Origin of the sequence: Acidovorax sp. ACV01 (assembly GCF_014851495.1) — a bacterium.
GTDB lineage: Bacteria > Pseudomonadota > Gammaproteobacteria > Burkholderiales > Burkholderiaceae_C > Acidovorax > Acidovorax radicis.
The window spans coordinates 702,882-728,242 of sequence record NZ_JACUZT010000003.1; the positions used below are offsets into that span (position 1 = coordinate 702,882).

The window sequence follows — 25,361 nt, forward strand, 5'->3', positions numbered from 1 at the left end:
AGAGGCTATTTTTATTAAAAACCTGACACGGCGGATGCCTTGAAAATCTTCCAGCGAGAGCAGCGCTCCCTGTTTGGCGAAATCCTCGACTGGATGCTCACGCCGCTGCTGCTGCTGTGGCCCGTCAGCCTGGCGCTGACCTGGCTCGTGGCCCAGGGCCTGGCCAACAAGCCGTTTGACCGCGCGCTCGAATACAACGCCCACGCCCTGGCCCAGCTGGTGAGCGTGGCAGGCGGCAAGGTGCAGTTCAACCTGCCCCAGCCCGCCAGCGAGATCCTGCGGGCCGATGAGTCCGACATCGTCTACTACCAGGTGGTGGGCCCGGGCGGCGAGTTTCTCTCGGGCGAACGCGAGCTGCCCGAGCCGCCGGCCGATGAGGTACCCATGTCCGGCGAGGTGCGCCTGCGCGACGGTGAAATGCGTGGCATCGACATCCGGGTGGCCTACATCTGGGTGCGGCTGCCGTTGCCCGACACGCCCGTGGCCCTGGTGCAGGTGGCCGAGACGCGCGAAAAGCGCAGCGTGCTGGCCACCGAAATCATCAAGGGCGTGATGCTGCCGCAGTTCGTCATCTTGCCGCTGGCGGTGCTGCTGGTGTGGCTGGCGCTGGCGCGGGGCATCCAGCCGCTGAACCAGCTCGAGCAGCGCATCCGCGCGCGCAACCCCGACGACCTTTCGCCCTTGGACGACCGCACGGTGCCGCTGGAAGTGGCGCCGCTGGTGTCGTCCGTCAACGACCTGCTCACGCGGCTGAACGATTCGCTGGCCACGCAAAAGCGCTTTCTGGCCGACGCCGCCCACCAGCTCAAGACACCGCTGGCCGGCCTGCGCATGCAGGCCGACCTGGCGCAGCGCGAAGGCACCAGCACCGAAGAACTCAAACGCTCGCTGCAGCAGATCGGCCGCTCCAGCATCCGCGCCACCCACACCGTGAACCAGCTGCTCGCGCTGGCGCGGGCCGAGGGCAGCGGCGTGGGTTTTGCGCGCCAGCCGTGTGACCTCGCCCGCCTGGTCATCGAGGTCGTGCGCGACTCGGTGCCCCGCGCGCTCGACAAAAAGATTGACCTGGGCTACGACGGCGCGGAACCCGGCTCGCCCGGTGTGCTGATCGACGGCAACCCCACGCTGCTCAAGGAGCTGGTGCGCAACCTGGTGGACAACGCCATCAACTACACGCCTTCCTCGCCCGACAAGCCCGGCGTGGTCACTGCCCGCGTGCTGGCCGACACCTTTGGCCATGTGCTGCTGCTGCAGGTCGAAGACTCCGGCCCCGGCGTGCCCGAGGCCGAGCGCGAGCTGGTCTTTCAGCCGTTCTACCGGGCGCTGGGCAGCGAGGCCGACGGCTCCGGCCTGGGCCTGCCCATCGTGCTGGAGATCGCGCGCAAGCATGGCGCCGAGGTCACGCTCGAAGACGCGCGCCCCGGCCACCATCCGCCCGGCGCATGTTTCAGCGTGCGCTTTGCGGCACGGGATGTGGTGGCGGGCAGCTGACGGGAGCCATCGGGCGGCGGGGTGCCGGTGTCTGCGGCATCATGTGCGTTCCCCCAGCCTGATGCCCCACCATGTCCCCACCACCCCGCCGTTTTGCCAACACCCACCCCGGCGTCGTCATTGGCAATTTCCCCTGGTACGAAATGGTCTGGCGCTCGCTGCGCGGTGACTTCAAACCCCGCTCGGAGCCCACAGGGGGCTATGCGGCCTTCGCCCAGCAGTGGAGCGTGCCCGTGGACCACGCACGCCTGGCGCAACGCCAACAGGCGCCGGTGGTCACCTGGCTGGGCCATGTGTCCATCCTCCTGCAGGTGGCCGGCTTGAACGTGCTCATGGACCCGACGCTGTGCGGCTTTGCCGGACCACTGGGCCGCTTTGGCGCGCCGCGCCGCGTGCCTGCACCCCTGGCGCCCGAGCAGCTGCCGCCCATCGATGTGGTGCTGATCTCGCACAACCACTACGACCACCTCTGCTACGGCACCTTGCGCCGCTTGCGGGACGCCGGCCAGTCACCGCGTTTCGTGGTGCCGCAAGGGTTGGGCCACTGGTTCACCCAACGCGGCATGGGCCCCGTGACCGAGCTGAACTGGTGGGAACACACCGAGATCGCCCCCGGTGTGCGGGTGCACTTCACCCCCGCCCAGCACTGGAGCCGCCGCACCCCGTGGGACACCAATGCCTCGCTGTGGGGCGGCTACCTGCTTGAATGGGCGCGCCCGGAGGCTACAGACCCCTGGCGTTTTCTGTTCCCGGGCGACACGGGCTACAGCGATGATTTCAAGGCCATTCGCCAGCGCCTGGGTGCAGTCGATTTCCTGGCCCTGCCCATCGGTGCCTACCTGCCGCGCGACTTCATGAAACCCATGCACGTGAACCCCGAGGACGCCGTGCAGTTGATGCTGGATGTGGAGGCCAAGCAGTCCATGGGCGTGCACTGGGGCACGTTCATGCTGACGCAGGAGGCGTTTGACCACCCGCCGCGCGACCTGGCGGCCGCACTGGCGCAGCGTGGCATTGCGGCGGAGCGCGTATGGCTCATGCGGCACGGGGAGACGCGGGCCATCGCGGTGTGACCACCGGGCGGCCGTGTTGCGTGTCTGGCGTGCAGCACGCGTCGGCAGCGGGGGGCGTCAGCCCACCGTTTGCACGGACATCAGTGCCATGTAGAGAAAACCGTGGGCCGTGGGCGCTCGGTACACCCCTTGCGCCCCCAGCACGTCGGCGGCCACGCCCGATACTTCCCAGCCATCCGTGGCGTCGCCTTTCCACAGGGGCACGGTCAGGTGCCGAAAACCTTTGTCTTCACCAAATTCCCACACGTCCGGAATGCGGGAGACCACTTTGGCGTGGTTGTGGAAATTGGCCCAGGCCCACAGCCAGGTGTGGGTGGTTTCAGAGACGGAGCCGATGAACTCGATGTCTGCGACCACACGCGCCACGCCGTTGTCGGAGAAGGTCAGCGTTCCTGTGGGCTGGTCATAGTCCCACCGCGAGAAGCGAGAGATGCCGTAGTCCGACTCCAGCACCCGCTGCTTTTCGTGCAATGCCTGGTGGGCGGTTGCCACGGTGTCGATCCAGGCCTTCTCCACGGGGCCGTCCAGGGCATCGACGCTGGCAGCCATGGAAGCCTGGTAGCAGTGGTGGCAAATGATCTGGAGGTCCAGGCAGGCCTCGTTGCGCTCATTCCACTCGCCTTCTTTCAGGAGTTCGGCATGGCAGCTGGCGCACCAGGCATCCGGGTACCGGCAATCGGCTGATGGCATGTCGCAAAACCACCTTTGTGCAGAATTCCTGCACAGATGCCCACACACGTAGGTTGCCACCGCCTCGCCGTGGGTATCGCAGTGGACAGGCGGGTTTTCTTCGGTCATGGAGAAATCAGTAGGGGGAAGGAGGGGGGACGGGCGCGGTGGCTGCCATCCGGCTGCTGAGCCCTGTGCCGCACTGCGGCTACGCGCAGTTGCGCAGCGTCTTGCCCGCCATGGCGGTGCGCAGGGCATCGAACTGCGGGCGCAGTGCGTCGGTCACTGCAGGCAGGCGCAGCGTGAAGCCGGCCGTGTCCGGCCGCTCCTGGATCACGCGGGCTGTGCGCACGCCCTTGTTGCCCAGGTTGGCCAGTTCGCGCTCGGCCGCATCTTTGGTGGCAAAGCGGCCCAGCGAGAGGCCGAATTCGAGTGTTCCGCCCGCACGGTCGTGGTCCACCTTGCGGGCACGCAGCTCGGCGCGTTTCCTGTCCAGGGTTTCCACGTCTTCAAAGCGGCCCATGTAGACCATCCAGCGGCCCGGGACAGGCGTGGGCTCCAGCAGCCAGCTGCCTGGCGGCAGGTTGGCGGCGGCGGTGCGCAGGGCGTCGGCCTGGCGCTCGTCAAACACGCCCGCCTGCAGGCATTCGGCGGTATCGGCAGGGGGAGGGGGGGATGCTGCGGAAGACGCGCCGTCGGCCGAAGCGGTGGCCGTGCCGGGAGGGGGGGAGAACGAAGAAGAGGAAGAGGTCTTGCTGGGGTTCACCCGCAGGATCTGCAGCGTTTCAGGCCGGATCTGGTGGTTCATTCGCTGCGGCTCGGCCTGTTCCTCGGGGGCAAACCCCCAGTCCTTGAGCAGCCCCTGCGACCACGCGTAGTAGCCCACGTTGGCCAGCAGCAGTGCGATCACGGCAAGACGGAGCATGGAGCGTGGCCTTTCAAGGGAAGCTTTGTCACACCGGAGGCACCGCAGTCGGCCGGACACTGATTTCGGAACTCGTGATGGCCTGCATGCCTCCGGCCGTGTGCACCAGCAGCGCACCATCGTCGCCCACGCCGTGCGCGGTGCCGGTGTGGCCATCGCTCAGCGTCACGGCGCGGCCTTGCAGCACGTCGCGGGCTGCAAAACGGGGCTGCATGGGGCCAAACCCGTAGCCTTCGAACGAGCGCAGCATGGCCACCAGCGGGGGCACGATGCGCAGCAAGGCGGTGGGGGCGTCCAGCCCGGGTTCCACGTCCTGCAGGCAACCGGGGGGCATGCTCATGCCTTCGGCGCTGCGTGGCAGCACGTTGATGCCGATGCCCACCACCACATAACGTGCAGTGCCGGCGCTGGTGCCCTGTGGCACTGCCTGTGCATCTTGTGGCGAGACAAAACTGGCGGTCTCCACCAGGATGCCGCCCAGCTTGCGGTCACCCGCTGCGCCGCCCAGCCACAGGTCGTTGGGCCACTTGAGGCCCACGCGCGCTGGCTGGCCTGGGCCGAGTGGAGGCAGCACGGGCTGCAGGCTTTCGGCCACGCTCACCCCCACGGCCAGCGACAGGCCCGACCAGTCCTGGGGCGCCAGCGGCAGGCCCAGCGACATCATCAACGACGCACCGGCATCGCTTTGCCACACCCGCCCCAGCCGCCCGCGCCCGGCGGTCTGTTGCTCGGCCACCAGCAGCGTGGGCTCGCACTGGCCGGTGCGCGCGCGGCGCATGAGCTCGGTGTTGGTCGAGTCGATGCTGGGCAGCACTTCGACGGTAAAACCCGGTAACAGCGGTGACACTGCTTCCCAGATGGCCTCGGCGGGCCAGCGGATCGGGGTGGTGGTCACTGGCTGCGGCCCCGTGGCTGGGCCTTTTGGGGCGCCTTGCTGCTTTTGGAGGCAGACGGCTTGGACGGCGGCAGTGGCACGGGCGGTGCCCAGCCGCGTTTGGGCGCCAGCAGCGTGCCCCGGCAGTTGGTGCTGCCACACCAGCAGGGGTATTCGGCCTTGAGCTTCGGGGTGTAACGCTCTTCAATGATCAGGCCATAGTCGTAGTTCAACTCTTCGCCTGCCTGGATATTGCGCAGCGCAGTGATGAAAATGCGGCCGTCCCGTTCGTCGGCGTAGCAATTGGGGTTGCAGCTGTGGTTGATCCAGCGCGAGGAGTTGCCGCCGAACTTTGCGTCGATCACGTGGTCTTCATCCACGTGAAAGTAAAACGTGTGGTTGGGTTGCTGGGGGTCGTGGGGGTGCCGGTCCTGCGCTTCCTGCCAGCCAATCACTTCGCCCGTGTACTCCACAAGGACTTCGCCTTCCGCAATATCCTGCACGGCAAACACGCCCTTGCCATGGACGCCCGAGCGCCGGGTCTGGATGCGGCGGCCCGGTGCAAGGGTGGGGGCTGCAGGCGATGCGGAGCGGGGCATGGCAAAAACTCTGTTAACTTGATAGTGCACACATGTGTGCGTGCGCGTGTATGCGTGTGCATGCGCGTGAGACCCGAATTGTAGAAGCGCCCGGAACCCGGGCAACCAGAATGACTGGCGAGAGCCCCAAAATGACCAAGACCCTGGTAATTGCAGAAAAACCTTCCGTCGCGCAAGACATCGTGCGCGCACTGACCCCCGTGGCCGGCAAGTTCGAGAAACACGAAGAACACTTCGAGAACGACCGCTATGTAGTCACCAGCGCCGTGGGCCACCTGGTGGAGATCCAGGCGCCCGAAGAGTTTGACGTGAAGCGCGGCAAGTGGAGCTTTGCCCACCTGCCCGTGATCCCGCCGTACTTTGACCTCAAGCCTGTGGACAAGACCAAGACGCGCCTGAACGCCGTGGTCAAGCAGGCCAAGCGCAAGGACGTGACGCAACTCATCAACGCCTGTGACGCGGGCCGCGAGGGTGAGCTGATCTTCCGCCTGATCGAGCAGTACGCCGGCGGCGCCAAGCCCCTGGGCAAGCCCGTCAAGCGCCTGTGGCTGCAGTCCATGACGCCCCAGGCCATCCGCGACGGCTTTGACGCACTGCGCACCGAGCAGCAAATGGCGGGCCTCGCCCACGCCGCCCGCAGCCGCAGCGAGGCCGACTGGCTGGTGGGCATCAACGGCACCCGCGCCATGACGGCGTTCAACTCGCGCGATGGCGGGTTCTTCCTGACCACCGTGGGCCGGGTGCAGACGCCCACGCTGTCGCTGGTGGTGGAACGCGAAGAAAAGATCCGCAAGTTCATCAGCCGCGACTACTGGGAAATCCACGCCACCTTCGGCGCCGAAGCCGGCGAGTACCCCGCCAAGTGGTTCGACCCTAAGTGGAAGAAAAGCGAAGACGTCGAAGCCCGCGCGGACCGCGTGTGGTCGGCTGCAGAAGCCACGGCCATCGCCAACGCCGTGCGCGGCAAGCAGGCCACCGTCACCGAAGAGAGCAAACCCACCACGCAGGCGTCGCCCCTGCTGTTCGACCTGACCAGCCTGCAGCGCGAAGCCAACGGCAAGTTCGGCTTCTCCGCCAAGACCACGCTGGCCCTGGCGCAAAGCCTGTACGAGCGCCACAAGGCCCTGACCTACCCGCGGACCGACTCGCGCGCGCTGCCCGAGGACTATTTGCCCGTCGCCAAGCAGACCTTCGAGATGCTGGCCGACAGCGGCATGCGGCACCTGGCGCCGCACGCGCTCACCGCGCTGAACAACAACTACGTGCGCCCGTCCAAGCGCATCTTCGACAACAGCAAGGTGAGCGATCACTTTGCCATCATCCCCACACTGCAGGCGCCGAGCGGCCTGAGTGAAGCCGAGCAGAAGCTGTACGACCTGGTCGTGCGCCGCTTCATGGCGGTGTTCTTCCCGAGCGCGGAATACACCGTGACCACCCGCATTTCTACCGTGGCCCCCCACAGCTTCAAGACGGAAGGCAAGGTGCTGGTCAAGCCCGGTTGGCTGGCCATCTACGGCAAGGAAGCCGCCGATGAGGTGGAAGGTGGCAAGGACGGCGACAAGGGCCAGAACCTGGTGCCGGTGAAGCCTGGCGAAAGCGTCAACACCCTGCAAGTGGACCCCAAGGGCCTCAAGACCAAGCCGCCCGCGCGGTATTCGGAAGCCACGCTGCTCGGCGCCATGGAAAGCGCCGGCAAGCAGATCGACGACGAAGAGCTGCGCGAAGCCATGCAGGAAAAAGGCCTGGGCACGCCTGCCACGCGCGCGGCCACCATCGAAGGTTTGCTGACCGAAAAGTACATGCTGCGCGAAGGCCGCGAGATCATTCCCACGGCCAAGGCCTTCCAGCTGATGACGCTGCTGCGCGGGCTGGAGGTCGAAGAGCTCTGCCGTGCCGACCTGACCGGTGAATGGGAGTTCAAGCTCTCGCAAATGGAAAAGGGCCTGCTCAGCCGCGAAGACTTCATGGCCGGCATCGCCACCATGACCGAGCGCATGGTCAAGAAGGCCAAGGAATACGACCGCGACACCATCCCCGGCGACTACACCACGCTCGAATCGCCGTGCCCCAACTGTGGCGGCGTGGTGAAGGAAAACTACCGCCGCTTCGCCTGCGTGGGCAAGCCCGGTGCAGAAGGCTGCGGCTTCAGCTTTGGCAAGTCGCCCGCGGGCCGCACCTTCGAGACGGCCGAGGCCAACGCGCTGCTGCGCGACAAGAAGATCGGCCCGCTGGAGGGCTTCCGCTCCAAGGCGGGTTGGCCCTTCACGTCCGAGATCGTCATCAAGTACGACGACGAGGCGCACAACTACAAGCTCGAATTCGACTTCGGCGACGACAAGAAGGGCGAGGAGTCGGGCGAGCTGGTGGAGTTTGAAGACGCCGCGCTCGGCCCCTGCCCCATCTGCGGATCGGAAGTGCACGAGCACGGCAGCAACTACGTGTGCAGCAAGGCCGTGCCCACCGCCGCGCAGCCCACGCCGAGCTGCACCTTCAAGAGCGGCAAGATCATCCTGCAGCAGCCTGTGGAGCGCGAGCAGATGCACAAGCTGCTGGAGACCGGCAAGACCGACCTGCTCGATAAGTTCGTGAGCATGCGCACCCGCCGCGCCTTCAAGGCCCACCTGGCGTGGGACAAGGAGGCGGGCAAGGTCAACTTCGAGTTTGCGCCCAGCAAGTTCCCGCCGCGCCCAGGTGCTGCTGCAAAAGCAATAGCAGCCAAAGCAGGCAAGCCAAGCGCTGCGGCCAAAAAAGCCGCCAAACCTGCAGCTGCCAAGAAAGCGCCGGCCACCAAGACCGCTGCCGCCAAGGCACCGCGCAAGGCCGCCGCAGGCAAGGCCCCCAGCGCCGCCCTGGCCGCCGTGATCGGCACCGAGCCCGTGGCCCGTCCCGAGGCGGTCAAGAAGATGTGGGAATACATCAAGGCCCACAACCTGCAAGACCCCAAGGACAAGCGCACCATCGTCGCCGACGACAAGCTGCGTGCGGTGTTTGGCAAAGACAGTGCGGGCATGTTCGAGCTGGCGGGCATCCTGGGCAACCACCTGGGTGGCGAAGGATGACGCAACACGCTGATCAATCTGCCGCGTCCCCTGTGCGGGGCTTCTGGCGCTCCGCGCTGGTGGCCCTCGCAGTTGCTGGTGCGCTGGGCGGTTGCACCAGCACGCCAGGTTCTGCGCGCTCCAGCGACCCCGCCAGCCCGCAGCCATCGCAGGGTGCCAGCGGCGTCACCGTGTTTGGCGATATCGATGTGGGCGTATCGCGGGAGCGCACCCGCTGACGTGGGGTGTGCTGCCTTACAGGCCATCTCCATGGAAACTGCCGCACCTGCGCGGAGCCAGCCTTCCAGCCCCAACGATTGATGATGGACCCTGAGCCGCAAGGGAACGAATGATGGGCGAACCCGCACTGTCCTTGCAGATCGCCACCACGGTGCACCACCGCATCCACACCGTCACGGTGCGCATGGATTCGGTGGGCTGGGTGGTCTCGGGCACCAAGCACCTGGTCACGCCCGGCGGTGGGCACCGCTACCCCAGCGGGCGGGTGTTCGTGCTGCCGCGCGGCGCGCAGTGGGAGGTGGTCAACGACCCGGCACCCCAAGGCCGCTATGTGGCGCGGCTGCTGTGTTTTGCGCCCGAGCTGGTGGAGCAGTTCCACCGGCAGTTCGGCCAGTTCGCAGCCGTTGCACCGGTGCAAGGCTGCGCGGGCCTCGCGGCCGACGGCGCATTTGAAGACAGCTATGTGCGTGCCGTGGCCGCGCTGGAGAGCGATGCCAGCTCGCAAGCGCTGCGCGAACACCGTGCGCTCGAAGTGCTGCTGATGCTGGCCGAGGCGGGCATCGTCTTCGCCCCGCCCGGCGAGCTGGGCTGGGCCGAACGCGTGCGCCGCCTTGTGGGCCCCAGCCCGCAGGCCGACTGGACGGTGGAGCGCATCGCCAGCGCCTTTGCCACCAGCGCCAGCACCCTGCAGCGCCGCCTGGCGCAAGAGGGCGAAACCGTGAGCCAGTGCCTGCGCGACGTGCGGCTAGAGACGGCGCTGGTGCTGCTGCAAAGCTCCGCGCTGCAGGTGTCCGAGATCGCAGCGCGTTGCGGCTACGAGTCGCACAGCCGCTTCAGCGCGGCCTTCCGCGAACGCTTTGGCTTTCCGCCCTCGCAGCTGCGGCCCTGATTCCTGCGGCTGACGCGCAGCGCACAGCCATTGACGCCGCCGGGCCAATGCGAAGGCGCGGCGAGCAGCACCATCAAGCCCTTGTTTCACACGGCTACTGCAAGGAGCTTCTTGAATGCCAAAACTTCTCTCGCGCCCCCGTCGCGCATTGACCTCCATCGCCGCGCTTGCCTCCATTGGCCTGGCATTTGCCGCCCACGCCCAGGCCTTTACCCTCAGCAGCCCTGACTTTGTTGAAGGCAGCACGCTGCCCCAGCGCTTCGAGTTCAAGGGCTTTGGCTGCGCGGGTGACAACCAGTCACCGGCCCTGCGCTGGAGCGGCGCGCCTGCGGGCACACAGAGTTTTGCCGTCACCGTGTACGACCCTGACGCACCCACGGGCTCGGGCTGGTGGCACTGGTCGGTGGTGAACATCCCCGCCGGCGCCACCGAGCTGCGTGCGGATGCGGGCGCGGTGGGCGGCGCGCAACTGCCCGCAGGTGCCAGCCACGTGCGCATCGACTACGGCGTGGCCGCGTGGGGCGGCGCCTGCCCGCCCGAAGGTGATGCACCGCACCGCTACATCTTTACCGTGCACGCCCTCAAGGTGCCGCGCCTGGACTTGCCCACCGACGCCACCGCGGCGCTGGCCGGCTACATGATCAACGCCAACAGCCTGGGCAAGGCCACGCTCACGGCGCGCTATGGGCGCCCCGCTGCCAAGGGCGCGCAGCGGTGATGCCCCGTGGTCGGTGGGCGCCCTGATGTTTTAAGCTTGGTGGTCATACCCACCACACCCCAGGCCCACCCCATGCGCAGCACCCGCGAACGAGCCCTCTGGTCCATCCTGGCGGCCCTGCTGCTTGCCGCCGCGGCTGCCGCATGGTGGACGGCCGACCAGTGGCTGCCCCACGCCGGGCCGTGGACCGAGCAGGCCTGGAAGAAGATCACCCGCCCCGGCCCCGACACCTTGCCACCCGGCAAGCAGCAGCCCGCCGCACAAGCCCGCGCTGCGAGCGGCGGCGCGTCCGAGCCCGTGGCCCCGCAGCCGCGCAAGTGCGTGAAGGACGGCCGCACCACCTACACCGACCAGCCCTGCCCCAAGGGCACGCAGGAGTTGCCGGTGGATGGCGCCGTGACCTCGCTGCCGCGCGCGCAGTAAGTTCATGAAGATGGCGGGCAGCGGCTGGCCCGCCGGTGTGAGGCATGTCGTTTTTTTCCTAGCCCGCCAGGGGCTGCGCGGATTCAATCGGTGCGTTGATTCACTACCCAAGGCCTCTCTCTTTCTCTTTGGAGGGCCGCATGCACCCATGCAAAACCACACCCATCTGCGCGCTTTTTTTCTTCTGCTAGCCCTCCTGGGCCTGGCCGTTCCCTGGTACTTCAACACCGTGTACTTTTTGGCGGGTGGCAGCGTGATGCCCGATGTTTTCTGGCGCGATGCCTTTGCCAATGCATTGACCACCGGCATCACCTGCGACGTGTACCTGGCCGCCGTGGCGTTCTCGGCCTGGGTGGCGGTAGACCGCAGCCTGGGCGCATGGCGCTGGGCTTACATCGCCGCCTGCTTTGGCATTGGCCTCGCGTTTGTGATGCCGCTGTACCTGGCTCAGCGCTTGCGCGTGGGCTCCAAGGGTGGGGCTGGTTGATTCGGCAGGGCCTGCGCGCCGATCTGCAAGGGCCAGTGAGCGGTCAGCGGGCTGCGCGTGCCTTGCACCAGGGCCTGCAGCGGGTGGCCCGCCAGCCTGCGCACATCGCGCGCCATGTGCGACTGGTCGTAATAGCCCTGGTCGGCGGCAAGGTCCACCACCGGGCCGCCGGGCGCGGCGAGGGCGTTGCCCAGCGTGCTGTTCAGCCGCGCAATCACCTGAAACTGCTTGGGCGCCATGCCCCAGTGCGCCACAAAGCGCCGTTCAAACTGCCGCTGGCTCAGGCCCAGACGCTGGTCCGCGTCTGTTGCATCGTCGCTGGCCGCGTGCAGCAAGGCCAGCGCCTGCTGCCGCCGGGCTTCACACGGTGACGGCGGCGCGACCAGCTGCCGGACGAACTGGCACAGCACCGCGATCCGGGCGCCATCATCCTGCGCCGCATGCACGCCGTGCTCCACCTCGGTCCACCCAGGCCCCACCAGTTCCGCCAACGGCCGCAGTGTGTTCACCAGCCCGCGCGCGCTGGCAAACAGTGCCGCCGCGGCTTCGGGCTGCAGCACCAGCCCCACGGCCTGCACCGGCCCGCCGTGTTCGTACACCGTGGCCGTGGTGCTGGCGCTCATCCAGGCCGCTGGCGGCACCAGCGCTCCTTGGCAACACACCTGCCCGGCCAGCCGCACTACCAGCATGCTCGACACCATGGCCGGAAATTGCGACTGCACCAGCTCCGCAGGAGCATCGACCACCACCCCTGCCATCAACCAGGGCTGCAAATCAGAGGGCACGGGCACAAAACGCTGCATGCCCGGATTCTGCACACGGTCGCGCCCCACGCATTGCACCAGCCACCCGTGCGACATGCGCTTGCCGCACCACCCGACTATCCTTGTTGCTTCAGCATCCCTATCCACCGCACACCTGTGCCACGCACCATGCAGCAAGAGCAAGCACCTACCCGATCTCTCCCCCTCGCAGGCGCCACCAACTTTCGGGACCTGGGCGGCTACACCGGCCAGGGCGGGCGGCCCGTGAAGTGGCGGCGCATCTTTCGCTCTGACCACCTGGCGGCCCTGACCCCCGAGGACCAGGCCCTGCTGGCCGAACTGGGCGTGGCCCGCGCGGTGGACTTTCGCGGCAAGGCCGAAAGCGCTGCCTATGCCTACGCGCTGCCCGGCATCAGCTACCACCCGCTGGCCATCGAGCCCACCGTGGTGCAGCGCGCGCTAGAGCTGCAGCGCACCGGCCGCCAGCTCACCGCGCAAGACGCCGTGGGCCTGATGCAGGACACCTACCGGGGCTTTGTGCACGACAATGCCCCGCGCTTTGCCGAGCTGTTTGGCCTGCTGCTGGACAGCGATGCCCCCACCGTCTTCCACTGCACCGCTGGCAAAGACCGCACCGGCTTTGCCGCCGCCCTCATCCTGCTCACCCTGGGCGTGCCGCGCGACGTGGTCATGCACGACTACCTGCTCACCAACACCCTCTACCGCCGCCCCGAAGGCATGGGCAGCCACGCCCCCGAGGAGGTGCTGGCCGTGCTGTGGCGTGTGCAAGAGGAGTTTCTGGACGCCGCCCTGCACAAGGTAGACACCGAGTTCGGCGGCCTGCAGCCGTATCTGGTGGACGTGCTGGGGGTGGATGCCGCCGCGCAGAAGGAGCTGGAGGGGCGCTATCTGCAGGCGGCGTGATGCCATTGGTGGCCGTGCAGGTTAGGTCATTGTGAGTTGGTTTTGTGCCAATATTTGGCATGATCGTGCTAATATTTGGCAATGTCTGTCGCCTCCGCCTTTTTGACTGATCGCCAAACGCGGCTCTTTGCCTGGCTGTTTGGACAGCCTGCGCGCAGTTTTCACCTCAGCGAGCTGCGCCGCCTGACCGGGCTGGGCAGCGCATCCGTACAAAGCGAACTCAACCGGTTGACCGATGCTGGTTTGCTGGTGTCGGAGCGCGTGGGCAACCTGCGCAGCTTCAAGGCCAATGCCGATAGCCCCATTTTTGATGAGCTGGTCTCACTCACCCGCAAAACACTGGGGCTTGTGCCCGCACTGGGCGACGCCCTGGCCCCCTTGTCTCCACGCCTGCAGGCTGCGTGCGTGTTCGGCTCAGTGGCCTCGCATACGGACACCGCCCAAAGCGATGTGGACGTGATGCTGGTCGGCAAAGACATCACCCTTGGCGAAGTACTGGAGCAACTGGCACCCCTGGAGCAACAATGGGGCCGCAAAATCAACCCCAGCATGTATTCGCCGCAAGAATTTCTCAAGCGCCGCGCCGAGCCCGACTCGTTCGTCAACCGCGTGCTGTCGCGCCCCACACTGGCACTGATCGGAGACATGAATGGCCTCGACGACCGCCACCGCGCTGGATAACCTGGTGCGCATCGGCCAGCTCAAGGCCTAGCCCCGCAACGATGCAGAAGTGCAGCGCATGCCAGGGCGTGCCATCCATCGATACCCCCACGCGCTGACCCCGCAATGCGGATGGATGCGCGAAGCGGGGCGCAGCCCATAGTCATCTATGGGCAAGCCACGCGACAAAGCAGACGCCGCATTGCGGGGCCAGCCCGAAGGGAAAGCCAGCCAGGCCGCACATTGCGTCGTTGCCCTTCGCTTGTGTAGCCAAGCTACACGGCACTCAGGGCGCCTAGCACTGCACGGCCTGGCCGGCTTTCGCGTGGGAGTATCGATGGATGGCACGCCCCGACCATGGCCCAAACCCGCTGGGCAGATGCTCAACTTGCGCACGTCTCGCAAGAAGGCCGCTTTACCAGTGCCTACAACGCTGCCCATGCCGCAGCCCTGGCCGCATTGCGCTGGCACGGCTACCGCAGCGAGAACCGGTTCACCGTATTCCAGTGCTTGGCCCATACCGTGAGCTGGCCGCCCGCGCGCTGGCGGGTGCTGGACGCTGCCCACCAAAAGCGCAACCTCGCCGAATATGAGGGCTACCTGGAGATCGAGGAGTCCACCATTGCGGAGATGGTCACGCTGGCCGAGCAGCTGATTGCCGACGTGCGCACCTTGGCGGGCGGGGCAGGCGGCCACTGACTCCCCGCCACCGCGCAGAAAGAGCTCGCCAAGCGGTATCTGCAGGCGGTGGTGTAGCCAATCCGCACAAAGACCCCGAAGAAACGCGCAGCGCATTGCGCGCGGGCTTGCGCCGTGTAAATGCCATTTGCTATCAAAACGGGAGCTATTGGCGCAATACAGCAAAGCGGTATATCAATCTTTAGCTGTTTCTTCTTGCCGTACCCACGCCCCACAGAACCAGCCGTACCTACCAACTTTCGCAGGTTGCGCCGTGCCTCCTCACCCCCTACAGTGAAGTTGAAGTAACAAATGCATACAAGGTCGGGAACAGGGAGGAGAGGCTGACAGCAAAGGCGACGTAGTTGCTACTAGCGCGGGGCACATGCCTTCTGGATGAAGGCATGTGCCCGGTGAGAAGCGTCTTGCTGAGCTGCCCGAACACAGGGTCGAAGGCAACGACGACCTGCTCAGGGACCGCAGCTGCTACTGCGTTCCCGTGGGGCCCCGGCAGGTGCAAGCCGATCAAAAAATCGGGTTGCACCTGCCGGGGCCTGTTGAGCGAATGCTGTGGCGCTCAATTGCTCACAAATAAATAGCTTCTAACGGTTGTCCATTAAGCGCTAGAGGCCAATTTGAACCAAATTTCAGCGGCATGATGGCGCCCATGGTCAGCAAGCCGCCAGCGCTTGCCGCACTCACCCCGCACTGGGTTGCTCCCGCCCCACCACGGCACCCTGGCGCCGCACCCGCCAGTACAGCCAGCCCATGATCGACAGGTTCAGCAGATTCCACCCCATGCCGTTGATGAACGCCGCCTGGTAGCTGCCCGTCACGTCAAAAATCCAGCCCGACATCCAGCCCCCCAGCGCCATGCCGATCAGCGTGGCCATGATCACCGCGCCCACCCGGGCGCCCGCCTCTTGCGGTGCGAAATACTCGCGGATGATGATCGCGTAGGCAGGCACGATGCCGCCCTGGAACAGCCCGAACATCGCCGAGATCACATACAGCGGCACCAGCCCGTCAAACGGCAGAAACAGCGCCAGCCCCACCCCCTGCAACGCCGACCCCAGCAGCAGCGTGCGCACACCGCCAATGCGGTCGCAGATCACGCCCGACACCAGGCGGCTCACAATGCCGCACGCCAGCATCAGCGACAGCATCTCGGCCCCCCGCGCCGCGCCAAAACCCAGGTCGGTGCAATAGGCCACGATGTGCACCTGCGGCATCGCCATGGCCACGCAGCACGCGACGCCCGCCACACACAGCAGTAGCTGCGCATGCAGCGGGCGCAGGCCGAACGGGCGGCTGCGGTCCAGTGCCAAGGGAACCAAAGGTGCGGACGCAGTCGCTGTAGAAGCAGATGCACGCAGTGCAGCACCCCCTGCCGAAGGTGACGACGATGCAGGCACCGCAGCCGCAGCCACATCCATCAACACCATCGGCGCCCGCTGCCGCATGCGCAGCGCCAGCAGCAGCATGCCCGCGCCACACACCAGCCCCATCAGCACATAGGTCTGGCGCCAGCCAATGGCCTCGATGCCGTGCTGCACGATGGGCGGCCACAGCGCACCGGCGATGTAGTTGCCGCTGGCGCAAATAGCCACCGCAATGCCCCGCCGCTTGTTCCACCACAGCGCCGTGTCGGCCATCAACGGCGCAAACGTGGCCGAGCTGCCAATCAGCCCCATCAACCCATGCGCCAGCCCAAAGATCCAGATGCTGCTCGACAGTCCCGCCCACACAAAGCCGCCACACACCGCGACCGCCCCCACGCACAGCACCGGCATCAGCCCATGCCGGTCCGCCATCCGCCCCGTCCACAGCCCGCCCAGCCCCAGGCACACCATCATCAGCGTGTAGGGCAGAGATGCATCCGCGCGGCCTACGCCGAACTCGGCTTGCACGGCAGGCAGCACCACCGACACCACATACATGCTGCTGTTGCCCAGCACCACCAGCCCCAGGGTGGTCAGCAAGCGCCACGCGGCTTGGGGGGAGTCGATGAGGGAGGCCGGGGCGGCGACGTGTGCAGAAGCGGGAGTGGTACGCATGCTGTGCAATTTAACCCTGATCTGCGCCTGAATCCGCTCCTTCAACACATCCACATGGCCAATGATCCCGATCATCGTCCCGCTGGTATTCAGTGTCCATCGCGGTCAGTGCCACCTCCAGCGTGTTGTCATCCAGCGATCCAACACCCAAGCCTCACGGCGCCACACCCACGGGCTGAGGGAGCCTGCCCCGGGCACCTCTTCCATGGATACCAATTCAGCGGTGACCAGCGCTTGCAATAAATACATAGGCCCCAGGCACATTGAGCTAAACAAGGTGCACCTGGGGCCCTGAAAGTGCCTGGGCAGGCACCCCTCTCAGATCTTGATGAACTGCGTGCTCGACAGCGCTCCAAACGGCAGTTCCGACAACCGGCCACCCACCGCCAGCGTGCCCAGGTCTACCGGGAAGTAGCCGATGGCGTCCAGCACCTTGCGCACTTCGGCCTTGGCGGCCGCATCGTCGCCTGCATAGAACATGGTGCGCTGGCCGCCCGACACTTGGGGCTGCGCCAGCACGTTCACATCCAGGTGGTTGAACGCCTTGACCACGCGGGCGCCGGGCACGAATTCGCTGAACACTTCGCTGGACGAGCGCCCGCCTAGGTCGATGGCCTTGATGCCGTAGGCCGCCAGCGGGTTGGTGGGGTCTTGGGCGTCGGGCGAGTTGGGGTCCAGAAACGCCACGGGGTTGGTGCCGTCGATGACGATGCGCCCGTTCCACGCAGGCAGGCTGCCCAGCGCCTGGCCCAGGTCTTCCCAGCGCACGGCGATGAGCACGATGTCGGCGGCTGCGGCCTCTGCCACGGTGCCCGCCTTGATGGTGGGGCCCAGTTCGGCCACCAGAGCGGCCAATGATTCCGGACCGCGCCGGGTAGAGAGGGTGGCCGACAGTCCCTTGTTGGCCAATGCGCGGGCCACGTTGGAGCCGAGACCGCCAGAACCGATGATGCCGATGTTCATGATGTTTTCCTTGTTGAAATGAAGTGGGTTGAAGTGAGGTGGAAGGAGTGAGGTGAGAAAGCGTGACGGAAGGGCTAGGCGACTACCCGAGCCGCCCGGCCTGGCGCAGTTGTGTGGCAATGCGCCGGATTTCTGTGGCGCCCTGTGCCAGGGCGGCCGGGCTGGTGTGCACCGAGTAGCGGCCCATGACCAGGTCGTGGGGGTGCGGCACGGCAGAGCCCAGCACGAAGCTGGTGGCCTGGGTGGCCACAAAGTCGATGCTCTGGCTGCTGGGCTCAAACGCCACCAGCTCGCCTGCTGCAATGGGTTCGCCCGCCATCAGCGCGCCGGTGGCCACTGCCGCCCACGCCACCGTGTGGCCCTGGGGCGGGGTGTAGGTCCAGCGTTCGCCCTGGGCCAACTGCACGGACAAATAGGTCATGCCCTCAGGCGCCGCCACGGGGCTGTGCGCTGCGCCGTACTCGCCCAGCAGCACCCGCACCGGGCCTACCTGGGGCACCAGCTCGGGGGCGAGGTACTGACTGTGGGCGGGGGCGTTCTCCAATGCGGTGGGCAGGGCCACCCACAGCTGAAAGCCCCGGCCCGCTGTGTCGCCCACGGGGGCGCCGGTGTGCCACACGCCGTTGCCAGCACGCATCCATTCGACGCCGCCCGCAGGCAGCAGGCCGGCTTGGCCGGTGCTGTCTTCGTAGCGCACATCGCCTTGCGACAAGAACGTGACCGTGGCGATGCCCGAGTGGGGGTGCATGCCAAAGCCCTGCTGCGCTGCGCCGGGCTGAAAGTGCACCAGGTCCAAAAAGATAAAGGGCTTGAGCACATGGCCCAGGTCCCCGGGGCTCATGAGGCGGGTGATGGGGCCGTGTGTGGTGCCACGGGTGCGGTGGGCGATGGCGCGGGGGGCGGTGGCGGGTGCAGACATACAGAGAACCTTGGAGGTGTTGAACTGATGCCTGTAGCTTAAAAATTCGTCGATTGATTGACTAGATAGCGCAATATGATTGCACTCGTCCATTAATCGAATGAATCAGTGAGTGAGGGCGCGCGACCATGCTGGATCTGAACGACGTGGCCATCTTTGTGCAGGTGGTGCGCTGCGGCAGCTTTGCCGAGGCCTCGCGCCGCCGGGGCGTGCCGCCCAACACCCTGAGCCGCCGGGTGCAGCAGCTTGAAGCGCAGTTGGGCACCCGGCTGATGCAGCGCTCGACCCGCCATCTCACGCTCACCGGCGCGGGCCAGGTGTTTCTGGAGCGCTGCAGCGGCGCAGTAGAGGGGCTGATGGACGCGGGCGAGGAGCTGCTGGCGGTGAACCAGGAGCCCAGCGGCCTGGTGCGGGTGGCGGCCCCGGCGGATTTTTTTGATTTCTTTGCGATGGAGTGGCTGACCGAGTTCCTGGTCACGCACCCCAAAGTGCGGGTGGACTTTGTGCTGAGTGATGGGCGCGCCGACCTGATTGCAGACCGGATTGATGTGGCCCTTCGGGGCGGCATCCTGGAGGACTCCGGCCTGTTTGCGCGAAAGGTGCTGGACGCAGGCAACGACGGCCTGGTGGCCAGCCCGGCCTACATCGCCCGCCAGGGTGTTCCGGCCACGCTGCAAGACCTGGCAGGCCATGATTGCCTGGTGTTCAGCCACCCCAGCGGCAAGGCCACCTGGCGCGTGACGGGGCCGGAGGGCGCGCCGGCCGAGGTGCAGGTGGCTGGCCGCTTCAGCGGCAACACGGCGCAGGCCCTGCGCAAGGCAGCGCTGGCGGGTTTGGGCATTGCGCTGCTGCCCTCCACGCTGACGCACCGCGATCTGCGCGCTGGCCTGCTGGTGCCCGTGCTCCCGCAGTACCACCGGCAGGGGCACGGCGTGCACATGGTCTACCCCAGCCGGCGCTACCTGCCCCTGGCGGTGTCTGCGTTCATTGACCTCGTGATCCGCAAGATGGGCGCGATACAAGAACTGCCGCCGCAGGCCTGCGGCTGAGGCGGCATGAATTTACTGGAGCCGTTCTCGCTGAGCCTGCTGAAGCGCTGCGCGAGGCTGCGACAGGCTCCGTCCGCGCACGCTCCTGCCCGCTATGCTCCCCTACCCACTAAACACGAACAAGACACACGGTGACCGCCATGCACGACATCATCTGCCCCCACTGCAACAAGGCGTTCAAGGTCGACGAAACCGGGTATGCCGACATCCTCAAGCAGGTGCGCGACGCGGATTTCAGCGCGCAGTTGCACGAGCGGCTGGAGCTGGCCGAGCAGGACAAGCGCAATGCGGTGGCGCTGGCGCAGGCCCAGGTGGCCAATGAGCTGCAGAAGTCGGCGGCCGCCAAAGACACCGAGATTCAAGCCCTGAAGGCCCAGCTGGGTGCGGGCGCGGTGGAGCGCGATCTGGCGGTGGCACAGGCTCTGAGCGCGGTGGAAAAGCAGCGCGATGCCATGGCGAATGAGCTGGAGCGCGTGCGGCAAGCGCAGCAAACAGCGGCCCAGCTGGCAGAAGCCCGGCTGGCGCAGGAGCTGCAAGGCGTGGCCGCCAGAAAGGACGCTGAGATCCAGCAGCTCAAGTCGCAGCTGGAGGCGGGCGAGGTGGTGCGCAGGCTGGCAGTGTCCGAGGCGGTCACGGTGGTGGCCCGGGAGCGCGATGAATTCAAGAACGATCTGAACCTGGTGGTGATGAAAAAGCAGCTGGAGGAGAACGCCATCAAGGAGCAGTACGCCTTGCAGTTGCGCGACCGCGACGGCGAGATTGCGCGGCTGCGGGACATGAAGGCGCGCCTGTCGACCAAGATGGTGGGCGAGACGCTGGAGCAGCACTGCGAGACGGAGTTCAACCGCATCCGCGCCACGGCGTTTCCGCGCGCGTACTTTGAGAAGGACAACGACGCACGCAGCGGCAGCAAGGGCGACTACATCTTCCGCGACCTGGATGAGTCGGGCACCGAGATCGTCTCGATCATGTTCGAGATGAAGAACGAGAACGACGAGACCGCCACCAAGAAGCGCAACGAAGACTTCTTGAAAGAGCTGGACAAGGACCGCAACGAAAAAGGCTGCGAATACGCGGTGCTGGTGTCGCTGCTGGAGCCCGAGAGCGAGCTGTACAACACCGGCATCGTGGACATGTTCTACCGCTACCCCAAGATGTACGTGGTGCGGCCGCAGTTCTTCATCCCCATCATCACGCTGCTGCGCAACGCGTCGATGAAGTCGCTGCAGTACAAGTCCGAGCTGGCGCTGGTGAAGGCGCAGAACTTGGACATCACCAAGTTCGAGTCGCAGCTGGAGGAGTTCAAGGGCGCGTTTGGGCGCAACTGGCGCCTGGCGTCGGACGGGTTCGAGGAGGCCATCAAGCGCATTGACGAGGCCATCAAGGACCTGGAGAAAACCAAGGAAGCGCTGCACAAGTCGGCCAACAACCTGCGCCTGGCCAACGACAAGGCCGAAGATCTCACGATCAAGAAGCTCACACGCGGCAACCCGACGATGGCGGCCAAATTTGCGGACCTCAAGCAGCTGGGGATTTCGGATGGGGAGTGATGCGGGGCGGGGTGAAGCGGCCAGCGGACGGGGCCTTGCAAACAGGGCGGGCACAACCGGTCTGCGGCTGCTCCATCGCCATTGGTTGCATGGACGTTGAGCGGCGCTAGCCGCGCACCGACGCCCCCGTCGCATAAAACTGCCCGCCGGCCACATAGTGCAGCGTGCGCAGCGCATCGGGCGCGGTGTCGAACTCCCAGTGCCCGTTGCGGAACACGCGCTCGTCGGCCCAGGCGGCCACCACTTCGCCGATGAACAGGTCGTAGGTCTGCTGGTTGTGGGGCTCGGGGATCACGCGGCACAGCAGCCAGGCGGCGCAGCCTTGCACCAGCGGGGTGTCGGCGTGGCCGGGCGCGTGGAACAGCTGCACGCCATGTTGCTGCAGTTTGTCGGGGTGGGTCTTGGCGCTGTCGGTGCCAATCGCCACGGTCATCGCGGCCATGGGCACGGTGGGCAGCTGCAGTGCGAACTCGCCCCTGGCCTCCACCAACTCGCGCGTGCGCGTGGCTTTGTCGAGCACCACCGTCACCTTGGGCGGTGAAAAGTCCAGCGCACAGGCCCAGGCGGCGGCCATCACGTTGTGCTGGCCGGCGTGCGCAGCCGACACCAGCACCGTGGGGCCGTGGTTGAGCAGGCGGTAGGCCTTGTCGAGCGGGACGGGAGTGAAATATGCGGGGGGTGTGGGCAGCGGCATGGCGGGCGGTGTGGGTAGCGGAGCAGTCGGCAGTGGATGCTCTGCATTTAATAGCTGATCGCGATGGATGGGTAAGCGCTGGAGGCCAATTTTGCTTGAATTTTTGATGGCACGCCTGCTGGCCCCGACAGGCCGTTCGCCCCCGGGGTTCGCCAAAGGGTTGAAGGGCTGTTCGCAAGAAGCGCCCTGGCTTCGACGGGCTCAGCCCGAACGGATAGCGACATATGGGGCATGCGGCAGCGCAGTGTGGCGCGGAGGCCAAACGACCAAGGCCCGGCCCGGGCTACCTACCAGCAAGTAACATTCTTCCCGCCCACAACCCGCCCCACCGGGGCTTCAACGGAGACAAGAAATATGTTCAGTCATGTGATGGTCGGTGTGAACGATCTGGAGGTATCGAAGAAGTTTTACGATGCGCTGCTCGGCACCATCGGCGTGCCCCCGGGCGTTGCCAACAAGAACCGCTACTTCTACCGGGGCCCCACTGGCACGTTCTGCATCAGCACGCCCATCAATGGCGAGGCGGCCACCTTTGCCAATGGCGGCACCATCGGTTTTGCCATGCAGTCGCCCGAGCAGGCTGATGCGTTCCACGCGGCGGGCGTGGCCCACGGCGGCACCACCTGCGAAGACCCGCCGGGCTACCGTGAAGGCCCGTCGGGTCCGCTGTACCTGGCGTATCTGCGCGACCCGGATGGCAACAAGATTTGCGCGCTGCACCGCCCGCCCAAGCCCGCCGCGGCGTAGAGCGACTCACAAAACTCTTCTGGCGTCGTTGCTGCGTCTTGTCGTACTGGCCGTACTGCCTGCGACGCAGCGCCTAACCAGAACCGCTTCGCTGAGTTTTGTGAGCCGCTCTTGGGCTCCGCCTCGTTCCCTTCTTTAAGCCGCCGTGTGGGCCTGTGGCCGACGCACGGCGCGCACCTTGCCGCTGCCGCCACCACCGCAGTAGAACAGCCCGGCCCCATCCGATTCGAGCCCGCTCACACCCACGCCTTGCGGCATATCGAGCTGCTGCAGCACGGCGCCGCTCGTGGGGTCGATGTGGCGCAGGGTGCTTTCGTCGCCTTCCCAGGTGCCGTGCCACAGCTCACCGTCCACCCAGGTCACTCCCGTGACGAAGCGGTTGGATTCGATGGTGCGGCGGATGGCACCCGTGGCGGGGTCGATCTGGTGGATCTTGCGGTCGCGGTACTGGCCCACCCACAGGCTGCCTTCGGCCCAGGTCAGACCTGAATCGTTGCCGCCGCCCGGCGCGGGAATCGTGGCCACCACCTGGCCCGTGGCGGGGTCGATCTTGTCGATGCGCGACTCGGCAATCTGGTAGAGGTGGGTTCCGTCAAACGCCGTGCCTGCGTCGCAGGTCACGTCCAGCGTGCGGGTGGTGGCGCCGCTGGTGGGGTCGAAACCCACCAGCTGTTCGCCCGTGGCAGCCCACACGCGCTGGCCGTCGTGGGTCACGCCGTGGATGGCGCTGGCGCCCGCAAAGGGGCCGTATTCGCGCACGACCTCGGCGGGTTGGCGGGAGGCAATCGGCAGGTGTGTACGAGACGGCGGGGTGTCGGCGATGTCGCTGCTGCAGGCGGTGTCGCGGGCGTGGGCGTTGGTGGCGGTGGTCATCTGTGGCTCCTGGTGGGTGCCCGGTGCACGGCGGAGGGTGTGTGCGTTGGGCGGTGAAGTCACTTTATTGAATCGGCTGCGCGGTGGGGAGTAACAAGATCGTCGTGAATCCCACCAGCGGCGCGGCCAGCCAGCGGCGGGCTCGCGCCTGGCCGATGGCGCGCACGCGGCCGCTGCCTTCCAGATCGGCCAGCGCGCGCTGCACGGTGCGCTGGCTGTCGCCCAGGGCCAGCGCCAGGGCCGATGTGGACCAGGCCGCGCCGTCAGACAGCAAGGCCACCAGCGCGCCCTGCTCGCCATCCACGGGCGGGGCCAGCACGGCCACATCGCGCCCGCCGTGGGGCTGCAGCACAAAGCCGCGCGGTGTGGCCTCCACCCCGGCCAGCGGTGCGATCAGGGCGCGCAGGCGGCCGATTTCCACCCGCAGCCGGGCGCGGTGGGTTTCATCGGGGTGGCGGGTGCGGAACACGTCGGCAATCAAGGCTTCGCGGTCCACGCCGCCCGGCCAGGCCGTGGCCAGCGCACGCACCAGTGCAAACAGCACGGGGCGGCGCGCCAGTGGGTGCCACACGTCGCCCGCGCGCACGCCATGGCGGCAGGCATCCACCACCAGCGTGGGGGATGCGAGCAGCGCCGCCACGTCCTCCAGCCGCAGCATCTGCTCGGCGCCTTGGGCCAGGCGGCGGGCTGCAGGCTGGTGGAGCAGCGTGCGGGCGTGGGCCACCTCGGTCCCCAGGGCGGGCACGCCCGATTGGCCCGCCGCCTCGTGTGCGCGCTGCAGGGCCGTGCGTGCCGCACCGATGTGCAGCGAACGCAGGGCCAGTTCTGCGGCGGCAAGTTCGGCCACTGCGGCCAGGGATGCGGGCAGGCGGGCTGCCGAGCCGGTGGCGCGGGCACTTGGCAGCGCGCTCTCCAGCGCAGCCGATGCTTCGTCCAGCCTGCCCAGCAAGATCAGCTTGCGCGCCGCCACCAGCCGCGCCTGCAGTGCGTTGGCCATGTCACCGTGGGCCTGCAGGATGGCGGCGGCAGTCATCAGCGCGTGCGTTTGCCCGCCCAGGTCGCGCAGGGCCAGGGCCACCTCGGCCTCGGCCACGACACAACGCGCGCGGGCCACGGGCTCGTGCGCACCAAAGCCGCGTGCAGCGCGGCGCAGCAGTTCGCGGGCGCGTGGGTGCTCGCCCAGCTGGGCCATGGCAATGCCACGCAGGGCCAGGGCCGGTGGGTCGTCGCGCAGGGCCACCCGCTGCAGGGCGGCCAGGGCATCGCCTGCAGCCAGCGCGCGGGCTGCGGCGGAGATCAGCGAATCCATGGCCACAGACTACACCGCAATCGGCCAGGGCCACCGGGTGGGCGATACTCCCCGCCATGAACAGGTGCCCGGCGCCCGCCCCTGCAGGGTGGCCCGTGGCGGAAGGACCCAGCAGTGAAACCAGTGAGCGGCAGCGCGGACGCGGCCATCTTTGACGAGGCGTACTACCAGCGCTTTTACTTCGACAAGAAGACCAGCGTGGTGGACCCGGCGCACACCGAGCGGCTGGGTGCGTTTGTGTGCAGCTACCTGCAGTACCTGCGCGTGCCCGTGCGGCGTGTGCTGGATGTGGGTTGCGGCATTGGCCTGTGGCGCGATGTGATCGCGCGGCATTTTCCGCAGGCGCAGTTCCACGGCGTGGAGTTCAGCGAATACCTGTGCGAGCGGTTTGGGTGGGAGCGTGGCTCGGTGGTGGACTACAAGGCCCGCACGCCGTATGACTTGGTCATCTGCCAGGGCGTGCTGCCCTACCTGAGCGAGGCCGACGTGCAAAAGGCCATGCGCAACCTGGCGCGCCTGAGCCGGGGCGCGCTGTACGTGGAGGCCGTGGCGCGAGAGGACTGGGAGCAGGACGTGGTGGACGAGCAGGTGACCGACCCGCGCATGTTCCAGCACCCCGCGCAGCTGTACCGCCGCACGCTGGGCGAGGGCTTTACCGAGCTGGGGGGCGGCGTGTGGCTGAGCCCGCAGGCCGAACTGCCGCTGTTTGCGCTGGAACGTGCGGGCGGCCGGTGACGCAGCCCGTGGA

Annotated in this window: 26 protein-coding genes; 15 read left to right on the top strand and 11 right to left on the bottom strand. The window is 66.8% G+C overall.

Translation table 11 applies throughout. From position 1 onward, the window contains the following. Positions 1–39 precede the first annotated feature (39 nt). Positions 40–1,491: a sensor histidine kinase gene (locus IB243_RS11870; RefSeq protein ID WP_192427166.1), complete on the top strand. Its 1,452-nt coding sequence runs from the start codon at positions 40–42 to the stop codon at positions 1,489–1,491. Positions 1,492–1,562: 71 nt separating this feature from the next. Further along, positions 1,563–2,564, top strand: a complete 1,002-nt coding sequence (locus tag IB243_RS11875; RefSeq protein WP_192427168.1) for an MBL fold metallo-hydrolase — start codon at positions 1,563–1,565, stop codon at positions 2,562–2,564. A 57-nt stretch (positions 2,565–2,621) separates the two neighbouring features. On the opposite strand, the gene IB243_RS11880 is transcribed toward IB243_RS11875, so the two are convergent. The 4 genes from IB243_RS11880 to IB243_RS11895 all read right to left on the bottom strand — a co-directional run bounded on the left by IB243_RS11880 (position 2,622) and on the right by IB243_RS11895 (position 5,631). After that, entirely contained in the window at positions 2,622–3,254 is a 633-nt protein-coding gene (locus tag IB243_RS11880; RefSeq protein WP_192427170.1) for a DUF6882 domain-containing protein, read from the bottom strand. Positions 3,255–3,441: 187 nt separating this feature from the next. Then, positions 3,442–4,158, bottom strand: coding sequence for an SPOR domain-containing protein (locus IB243_RS11885; RefSeq protein ID WP_192427172.1), 717 nt, complete (start codon positions 4,156–4,158; stop codon positions 3,442–3,444). Positions 4,159–4,186: 28 nt separating this feature from the next. After that, entirely contained in the window at positions 4,187–5,053 is an 867-nt protein-coding gene (locus IB243_RS11890) for a biotin--[acetyl-CoA-carboxylase] ligase (protein WP_192427174.1), read from the bottom strand. Next, the gene (locus IB243_RS11895) at positions 5,050–5,631 is read right to left on the bottom strand and encodes an SET domain-containing protein (protein WP_192427176.1); all 582 of its coding nucleotides are present in this window, start codon (positions 5,629–5,631) and stop codon (positions 5,050–5,052) included. The genes IB243_RS11890 and IB243_RS11895 overlap by 4 nt, the downstream gene beginning before the upstream one ends. 131 nt (positions 5,632–5,762) lie before the next feature. Here IB243_RS11895 and IB243_RS11900 point away from each other — a divergent pair, with 131 nt between their 5' ends. The 6 genes from IB243_RS11900 (at position 5,763) to IB243_RS11925 (ending at position 11,426) form a co-directional block, all read left to right on the top strand. Then, on the top strand, positions 5,763–8,690 hold the full coding sequence (locus IB243_RS11900; protein ID WP_192427178.1) for a DNA topoisomerase III: 2,928 nt from the start codon (positions 5,763–5,765) through the stop codon (positions 8,688–8,690). Next, positions 8,687–8,908, top strand: coding sequence for a hypothetical protein (locus tag IB243_RS11905; RefSeq protein ID WP_057271347.1), 222 nt, complete (start codon positions 8,687–8,689; stop codon positions 8,906–8,908). Before IB243_RS11900 ends, IB243_RS11905 begins: the two co-directional genes overlap by 4 nt. Before the next feature lie 110 nt (positions 8,909–9,018). Further along, the gene (locus tag IB243_RS11910; RefSeq protein WP_057271348.1) at positions 9,019–9,798 is read left to right on the top strand and encodes a helix-turn-helix transcriptional regulator; all 780 of its coding nucleotides are present in this window, start codon (positions 9,019–9,021) and stop codon (positions 9,796–9,798) included. A 115-nt stretch (positions 9,799–9,913) separates the two neighbouring features. Then, complete coding sequence (locus IB243_RS11915) at positions 9,914–10,516, top strand: YbhB/YbcL family Raf kinase inhibitor-like protein (RefSeq protein ID WP_225584900.1); 603 nt, start codon at positions 9,914–9,916, stop codon at positions 10,514–10,516. A 72-nt stretch (positions 10,517–10,588) separates the two neighbouring features. Further along, positions 10,589–10,939, top strand: a complete 351-nt coding sequence (locus IB243_RS11920) for a DUF4124 domain-containing protein (RefSeq protein WP_057228470.1) — start codon at positions 10,589–10,591, stop codon at positions 10,937–10,939. Between the two features lie 148 nt (positions 10,940–11,087). Then, positions 11,088–11,426, top strand: a complete 339-nt coding sequence (locus IB243_RS11925; protein ID WP_010464472.1) for a DUF2834 domain-containing protein — start codon at positions 11,088–11,090, stop codon at positions 11,424–11,426. Here the strand turns inward: IB243_RS11925 and IB243_RS11930 are convergent. Next, positions 11,387–12,286, bottom strand: coding sequence for a helix-turn-helix domain-containing protein (locus IB243_RS11930; protein ID WP_192427179.1), 900 nt, complete (start codon positions 12,284–12,286; stop codon positions 11,387–11,389). The two genes, IB243_RS11925 and IB243_RS11930, sit on opposite strands and share 40 nt — an antisense overlap. Before the next feature lie 72 nt (positions 12,287–12,358). On the opposite strand from IB243_RS11930, the gene IB243_RS11935 reads away from it, so the two are divergent. From IB243_RS11935 to IB243_RS11945, 3 genes are all read left to right on the top strand, one after another. Next, positions 12,359–13,114, top strand: coding sequence for a tyrosine-protein phosphatase (locus tag IB243_RS11935; protein WP_192427182.1), 756 nt, complete (start codon positions 12,359–12,361; stop codon positions 13,112–13,114). Positions 13,115–13,216: 102 nt separating this feature from the next. After that, complete coding sequence (locus IB243_RS11940; RefSeq protein WP_225584901.1) at positions 13,217–13,795, top strand: transcriptional regulator; 579 nt, start codon at positions 13,217–13,219, stop codon at positions 13,793–13,795. A 336-nt stretch (positions 13,796–14,131) separates the two neighbouring features. Beyond that, positions 14,132–14,473: a hypothetical protein gene (locus tag IB243_RS11945; protein WP_192427186.1), complete on the top strand. Its 342-nt coding sequence runs from the start codon at positions 14,132–14,134 to the stop codon at positions 14,471–14,473. 677 nt (positions 14,474–15,150) lie between these two features. On the opposite strand, the gene IB243_RS11950 is transcribed toward IB243_RS11945, so the two are convergent. The 3 genes from IB243_RS11950 to IB243_RS11960 form a co-directional block, all read right to left on the bottom strand. Then, complete coding sequence (locus tag IB243_RS11950) at positions 15,151–16,509, bottom strand: MFS transporter (RefSeq protein ID WP_192427187.1); 1,359 nt, start codon at positions 16,507–16,509, stop codon at positions 15,151–15,153. Positions 16,510–16,827: 318 nt separating this feature from the next. After that, complete coding sequence (locus IB243_RS11955) at positions 16,828–17,472, bottom strand: NADPH-dependent F420 reductase (protein ID WP_192427189.1); 645 nt, start codon at positions 17,470–17,472, stop codon at positions 16,828–16,830. Positions 17,473–17,554: 82 nt separating this feature from the next. Then, entirely contained in the window at positions 17,555–18,391 is an 837-nt protein-coding gene (locus IB243_RS11960; protein WP_192427191.1) for a pirin family protein, read from the bottom strand. A gap of 128 nt (positions 18,392–18,519) precedes the next feature. Between IB243_RS11960 and IB243_RS11965 the strand changes: the two genes are divergently transcribed. After that, positions 18,520–19,440, top strand: coding sequence for a LysR family transcriptional regulator (locus IB243_RS11965; protein WP_192427193.1), 921 nt, complete (start codon positions 18,520–18,522; stop codon positions 19,438–19,440). Between the two features lie 140 nt (positions 19,441–19,580). Further along, on the top strand, positions 19,581–20,990 hold the full coding sequence (locus tag IB243_RS11970) for a DUF2130 domain-containing protein (RefSeq protein WP_192427451.1): 1,410 nt from the start codon (positions 19,581–19,583) through the stop codon (positions 20,988–20,990). Between the two features lie 106 nt (positions 20,991–21,096). Here IB243_RS11970 and IB243_RS11975 read toward each other — a convergent pair whose 3' ends face one another. Beyond that, the gene (locus tag IB243_RS11975) at positions 21,097–21,684 is read right to left on the bottom strand and encodes a flavin reductase family protein (RefSeq protein ID WP_192427195.1); all 588 of its coding nucleotides are present in this window, start codon (positions 21,682–21,684) and stop codon (positions 21,097–21,099) included. A 354-nt stretch (positions 21,685–22,038) separates the two neighbouring features. Between IB243_RS11975 and IB243_RS11980 the strand changes: the two genes are divergently transcribed. Continuing rightward, complete coding sequence (locus tag IB243_RS11980; protein WP_192427196.1) at positions 22,039–22,431, top strand: VOC family protein; 393 nt, start codon at positions 22,039–22,041, stop codon at positions 22,429–22,431. A gap of 135 nt (positions 22,432–22,566) precedes the next feature. On the opposite strand, the gene IB243_RS11985 is transcribed toward IB243_RS11980, so the two are convergent. Both IB243_RS11985 and IB243_RS11990 read right to left on the bottom strand, forming a co-directional pair. Then, positions 22,567–23,304, bottom strand: a complete 738-nt coding sequence (locus IB243_RS11985) for a hypothetical protein (protein WP_225584902.1) — start codon at positions 23,302–23,304, stop codon at positions 22,567–22,569. 64 nt (positions 23,305–23,368) lie between these two features. Next, positions 23,369–24,613 carry a helix-turn-helix domain-containing protein gene (locus IB243_RS11990; protein ID WP_192427198.1) on the bottom strand — a complete coding sequence of 415 codons (1,245 nt, stop codon included), beginning with the start codon at positions 24,611–24,613 and terminating at the stop codon, positions 23,369–23,371. 114 nt (positions 24,614–24,727) lie between these two features. Between IB243_RS11990 and IB243_RS11995 the strand changes: the two genes are divergently transcribed. Then, positions 24,728–25,348: a class I SAM-dependent methyltransferase gene (locus IB243_RS11995; RefSeq protein ID WP_192427200.1), complete on the top strand. Its 621-nt coding sequence runs from the start codon at positions 24,728–24,730 to the stop codon at positions 25,346–25,348. The last annotated feature ends 13 nt before the right edge of the window (positions 25,349–25,361 follow it).

Bases quoted from the DNA above. Each gene is read 5' to 3' on its own strand.
- IB243_RS11880 (WP_192427170.1), bottom strand. From the start codon at position 3,254: ATGCCATCAGCCGATTGCCGGTACCCGGATGCCTGGTGCGCCAGCTGC.
- IB243_RS11945 (WP_192427186.1), top strand. From the start codon at position 14,132: ATGGCCCAAACCCGCTGGGCAGATGCTCAACTTGCGCACGTCTCGCAA.
- IB243_RS11985 (WP_225584902.1), bottom strand. From the start codon at position 23,304: ATGACCACCGCCACCAACGCCCACGCCCGCGACACCGCCTGCAGCAGC.
- IB243_RS11955 (WP_192427189.1), bottom strand. From the start codon at position 17,472: ATGAACATCGGCATCATCGGTTCTGGCGGTCTCGGCTCCAACGTGGCC.
- IB243_RS11980 (WP_192427196.1), top strand. From the start codon at position 22,039: ATGTTCAGTCATGTGATGGTCGGTGTGAACGATCTGGAGGTATCGAAG.
- IB243_RS11960 (WP_192427191.1), bottom strand. From the start codon at position 18,391: ATGTCTGCACCCGCCACCGCCCCCCGCGCCATCGCCCACCGCACCCGT.
- IB243_RS11965 (WP_192427193.1), top strand. From the start codon at position 18,520: ATGCTGGATCTGAACGACGTGGCCATCTTTGTGCAGGTGGTGCGCTGC.
- IB243_RS11915 (WP_225584900.1), top strand. From the start codon at position 9,914: ATGCCAAAACTTCTCTCGCGCCCCCGTCGCGCATTGACCTCCATCGCC.
- IB243_RS11935 (WP_192427182.1), top strand. From the start codon at position 12,359: ATGCAGCAAGAGCAAGCACCTACCCGATCTCTCCCCCTCGCAGGCGCC.
- IB243_RS11970 (WP_192427451.1), top strand. From the start codon at position 19,581: ATGCACGACATCATCTGCCCCCACTGCAACAAGGCGTTCAAGGTCGAC.
- IB243_RS11910 (WP_057271348.1), top strand. From the start codon at position 9,019: ATGATGGGCGAACCCGCACTGTCCTTGCAGATCGCCACCACGGTGCAC.
- IB243_RS11975 (WP_192427195.1), bottom strand. From the start codon at position 21,684: ATGCCGCTGCCCACACCCCCCGCATATTTCACTCCCGTCCCGCTCGAC.
- IB243_RS11950 (WP_192427187.1), bottom strand. From the start codon at position 16,509: ATGCGTACCACTCCCGCTTCTGCACACGTCGCCGCCCCGGCCTCCCTC.
- IB243_RS11900 (WP_192427178.1), top strand. From the start codon at position 5,763: ATGACCAAGACCCTGGTAATTGCAGAAAAACCTTCCGTCGCGCAAGAC.
- IB243_RS11990 (WP_192427198.1), bottom strand. From the start codon at position 24,613: ATGGATTCGCTGATCTCCGCCGCAGCCCGCGCGCTGGCTGCAGGCGAT.
- IB243_RS11895 (WP_192427176.1), bottom strand. From the start codon at position 5,631: ATGCCCCGCTCCGCATCGCCTGCAGCCCCCACCCTTGCACCGGGCCGC.
- IB243_RS11875 (WP_192427168.1), top strand. From the start codon at position 1,563: ATGTCCCCACCACCCCGCCGTTTTGCCAACACCCACCCCGGCGTCGTC.
- IB243_RS11930 (WP_192427179.1), bottom strand. From the start codon at position 12,286: ATGTCGCACGGGTGGCTGGTGCAATGCGTGGGGCGCGACCGTGTGCAG.
- IB243_RS11925 (WP_010464472.1), top strand. From the start codon at position 11,088: ATGCAAAACCACACCCATCTGCGCGCTTTTTTTCTTCTGCTAGCCCTC.
- IB243_RS11905 (WP_057271347.1), top strand. From the start codon at position 8,687: ATGACGCAACACGCTGATCAATCTGCCGCGTCCCCTGTGCGGGGCTTC.
- IB243_RS11920 (WP_057228470.1), top strand. From the start codon at position 10,589: ATGCGCAGCACCCGCGAACGAGCCCTCTGGTCCATCCTGGCGGCCCTG.
- IB243_RS11885 (WP_192427172.1), bottom strand. From the start codon at position 4,158: ATGCTCCGTCTTGCCGTGATCGCACTGCTGCTGGCCAACGTGGGCTAC.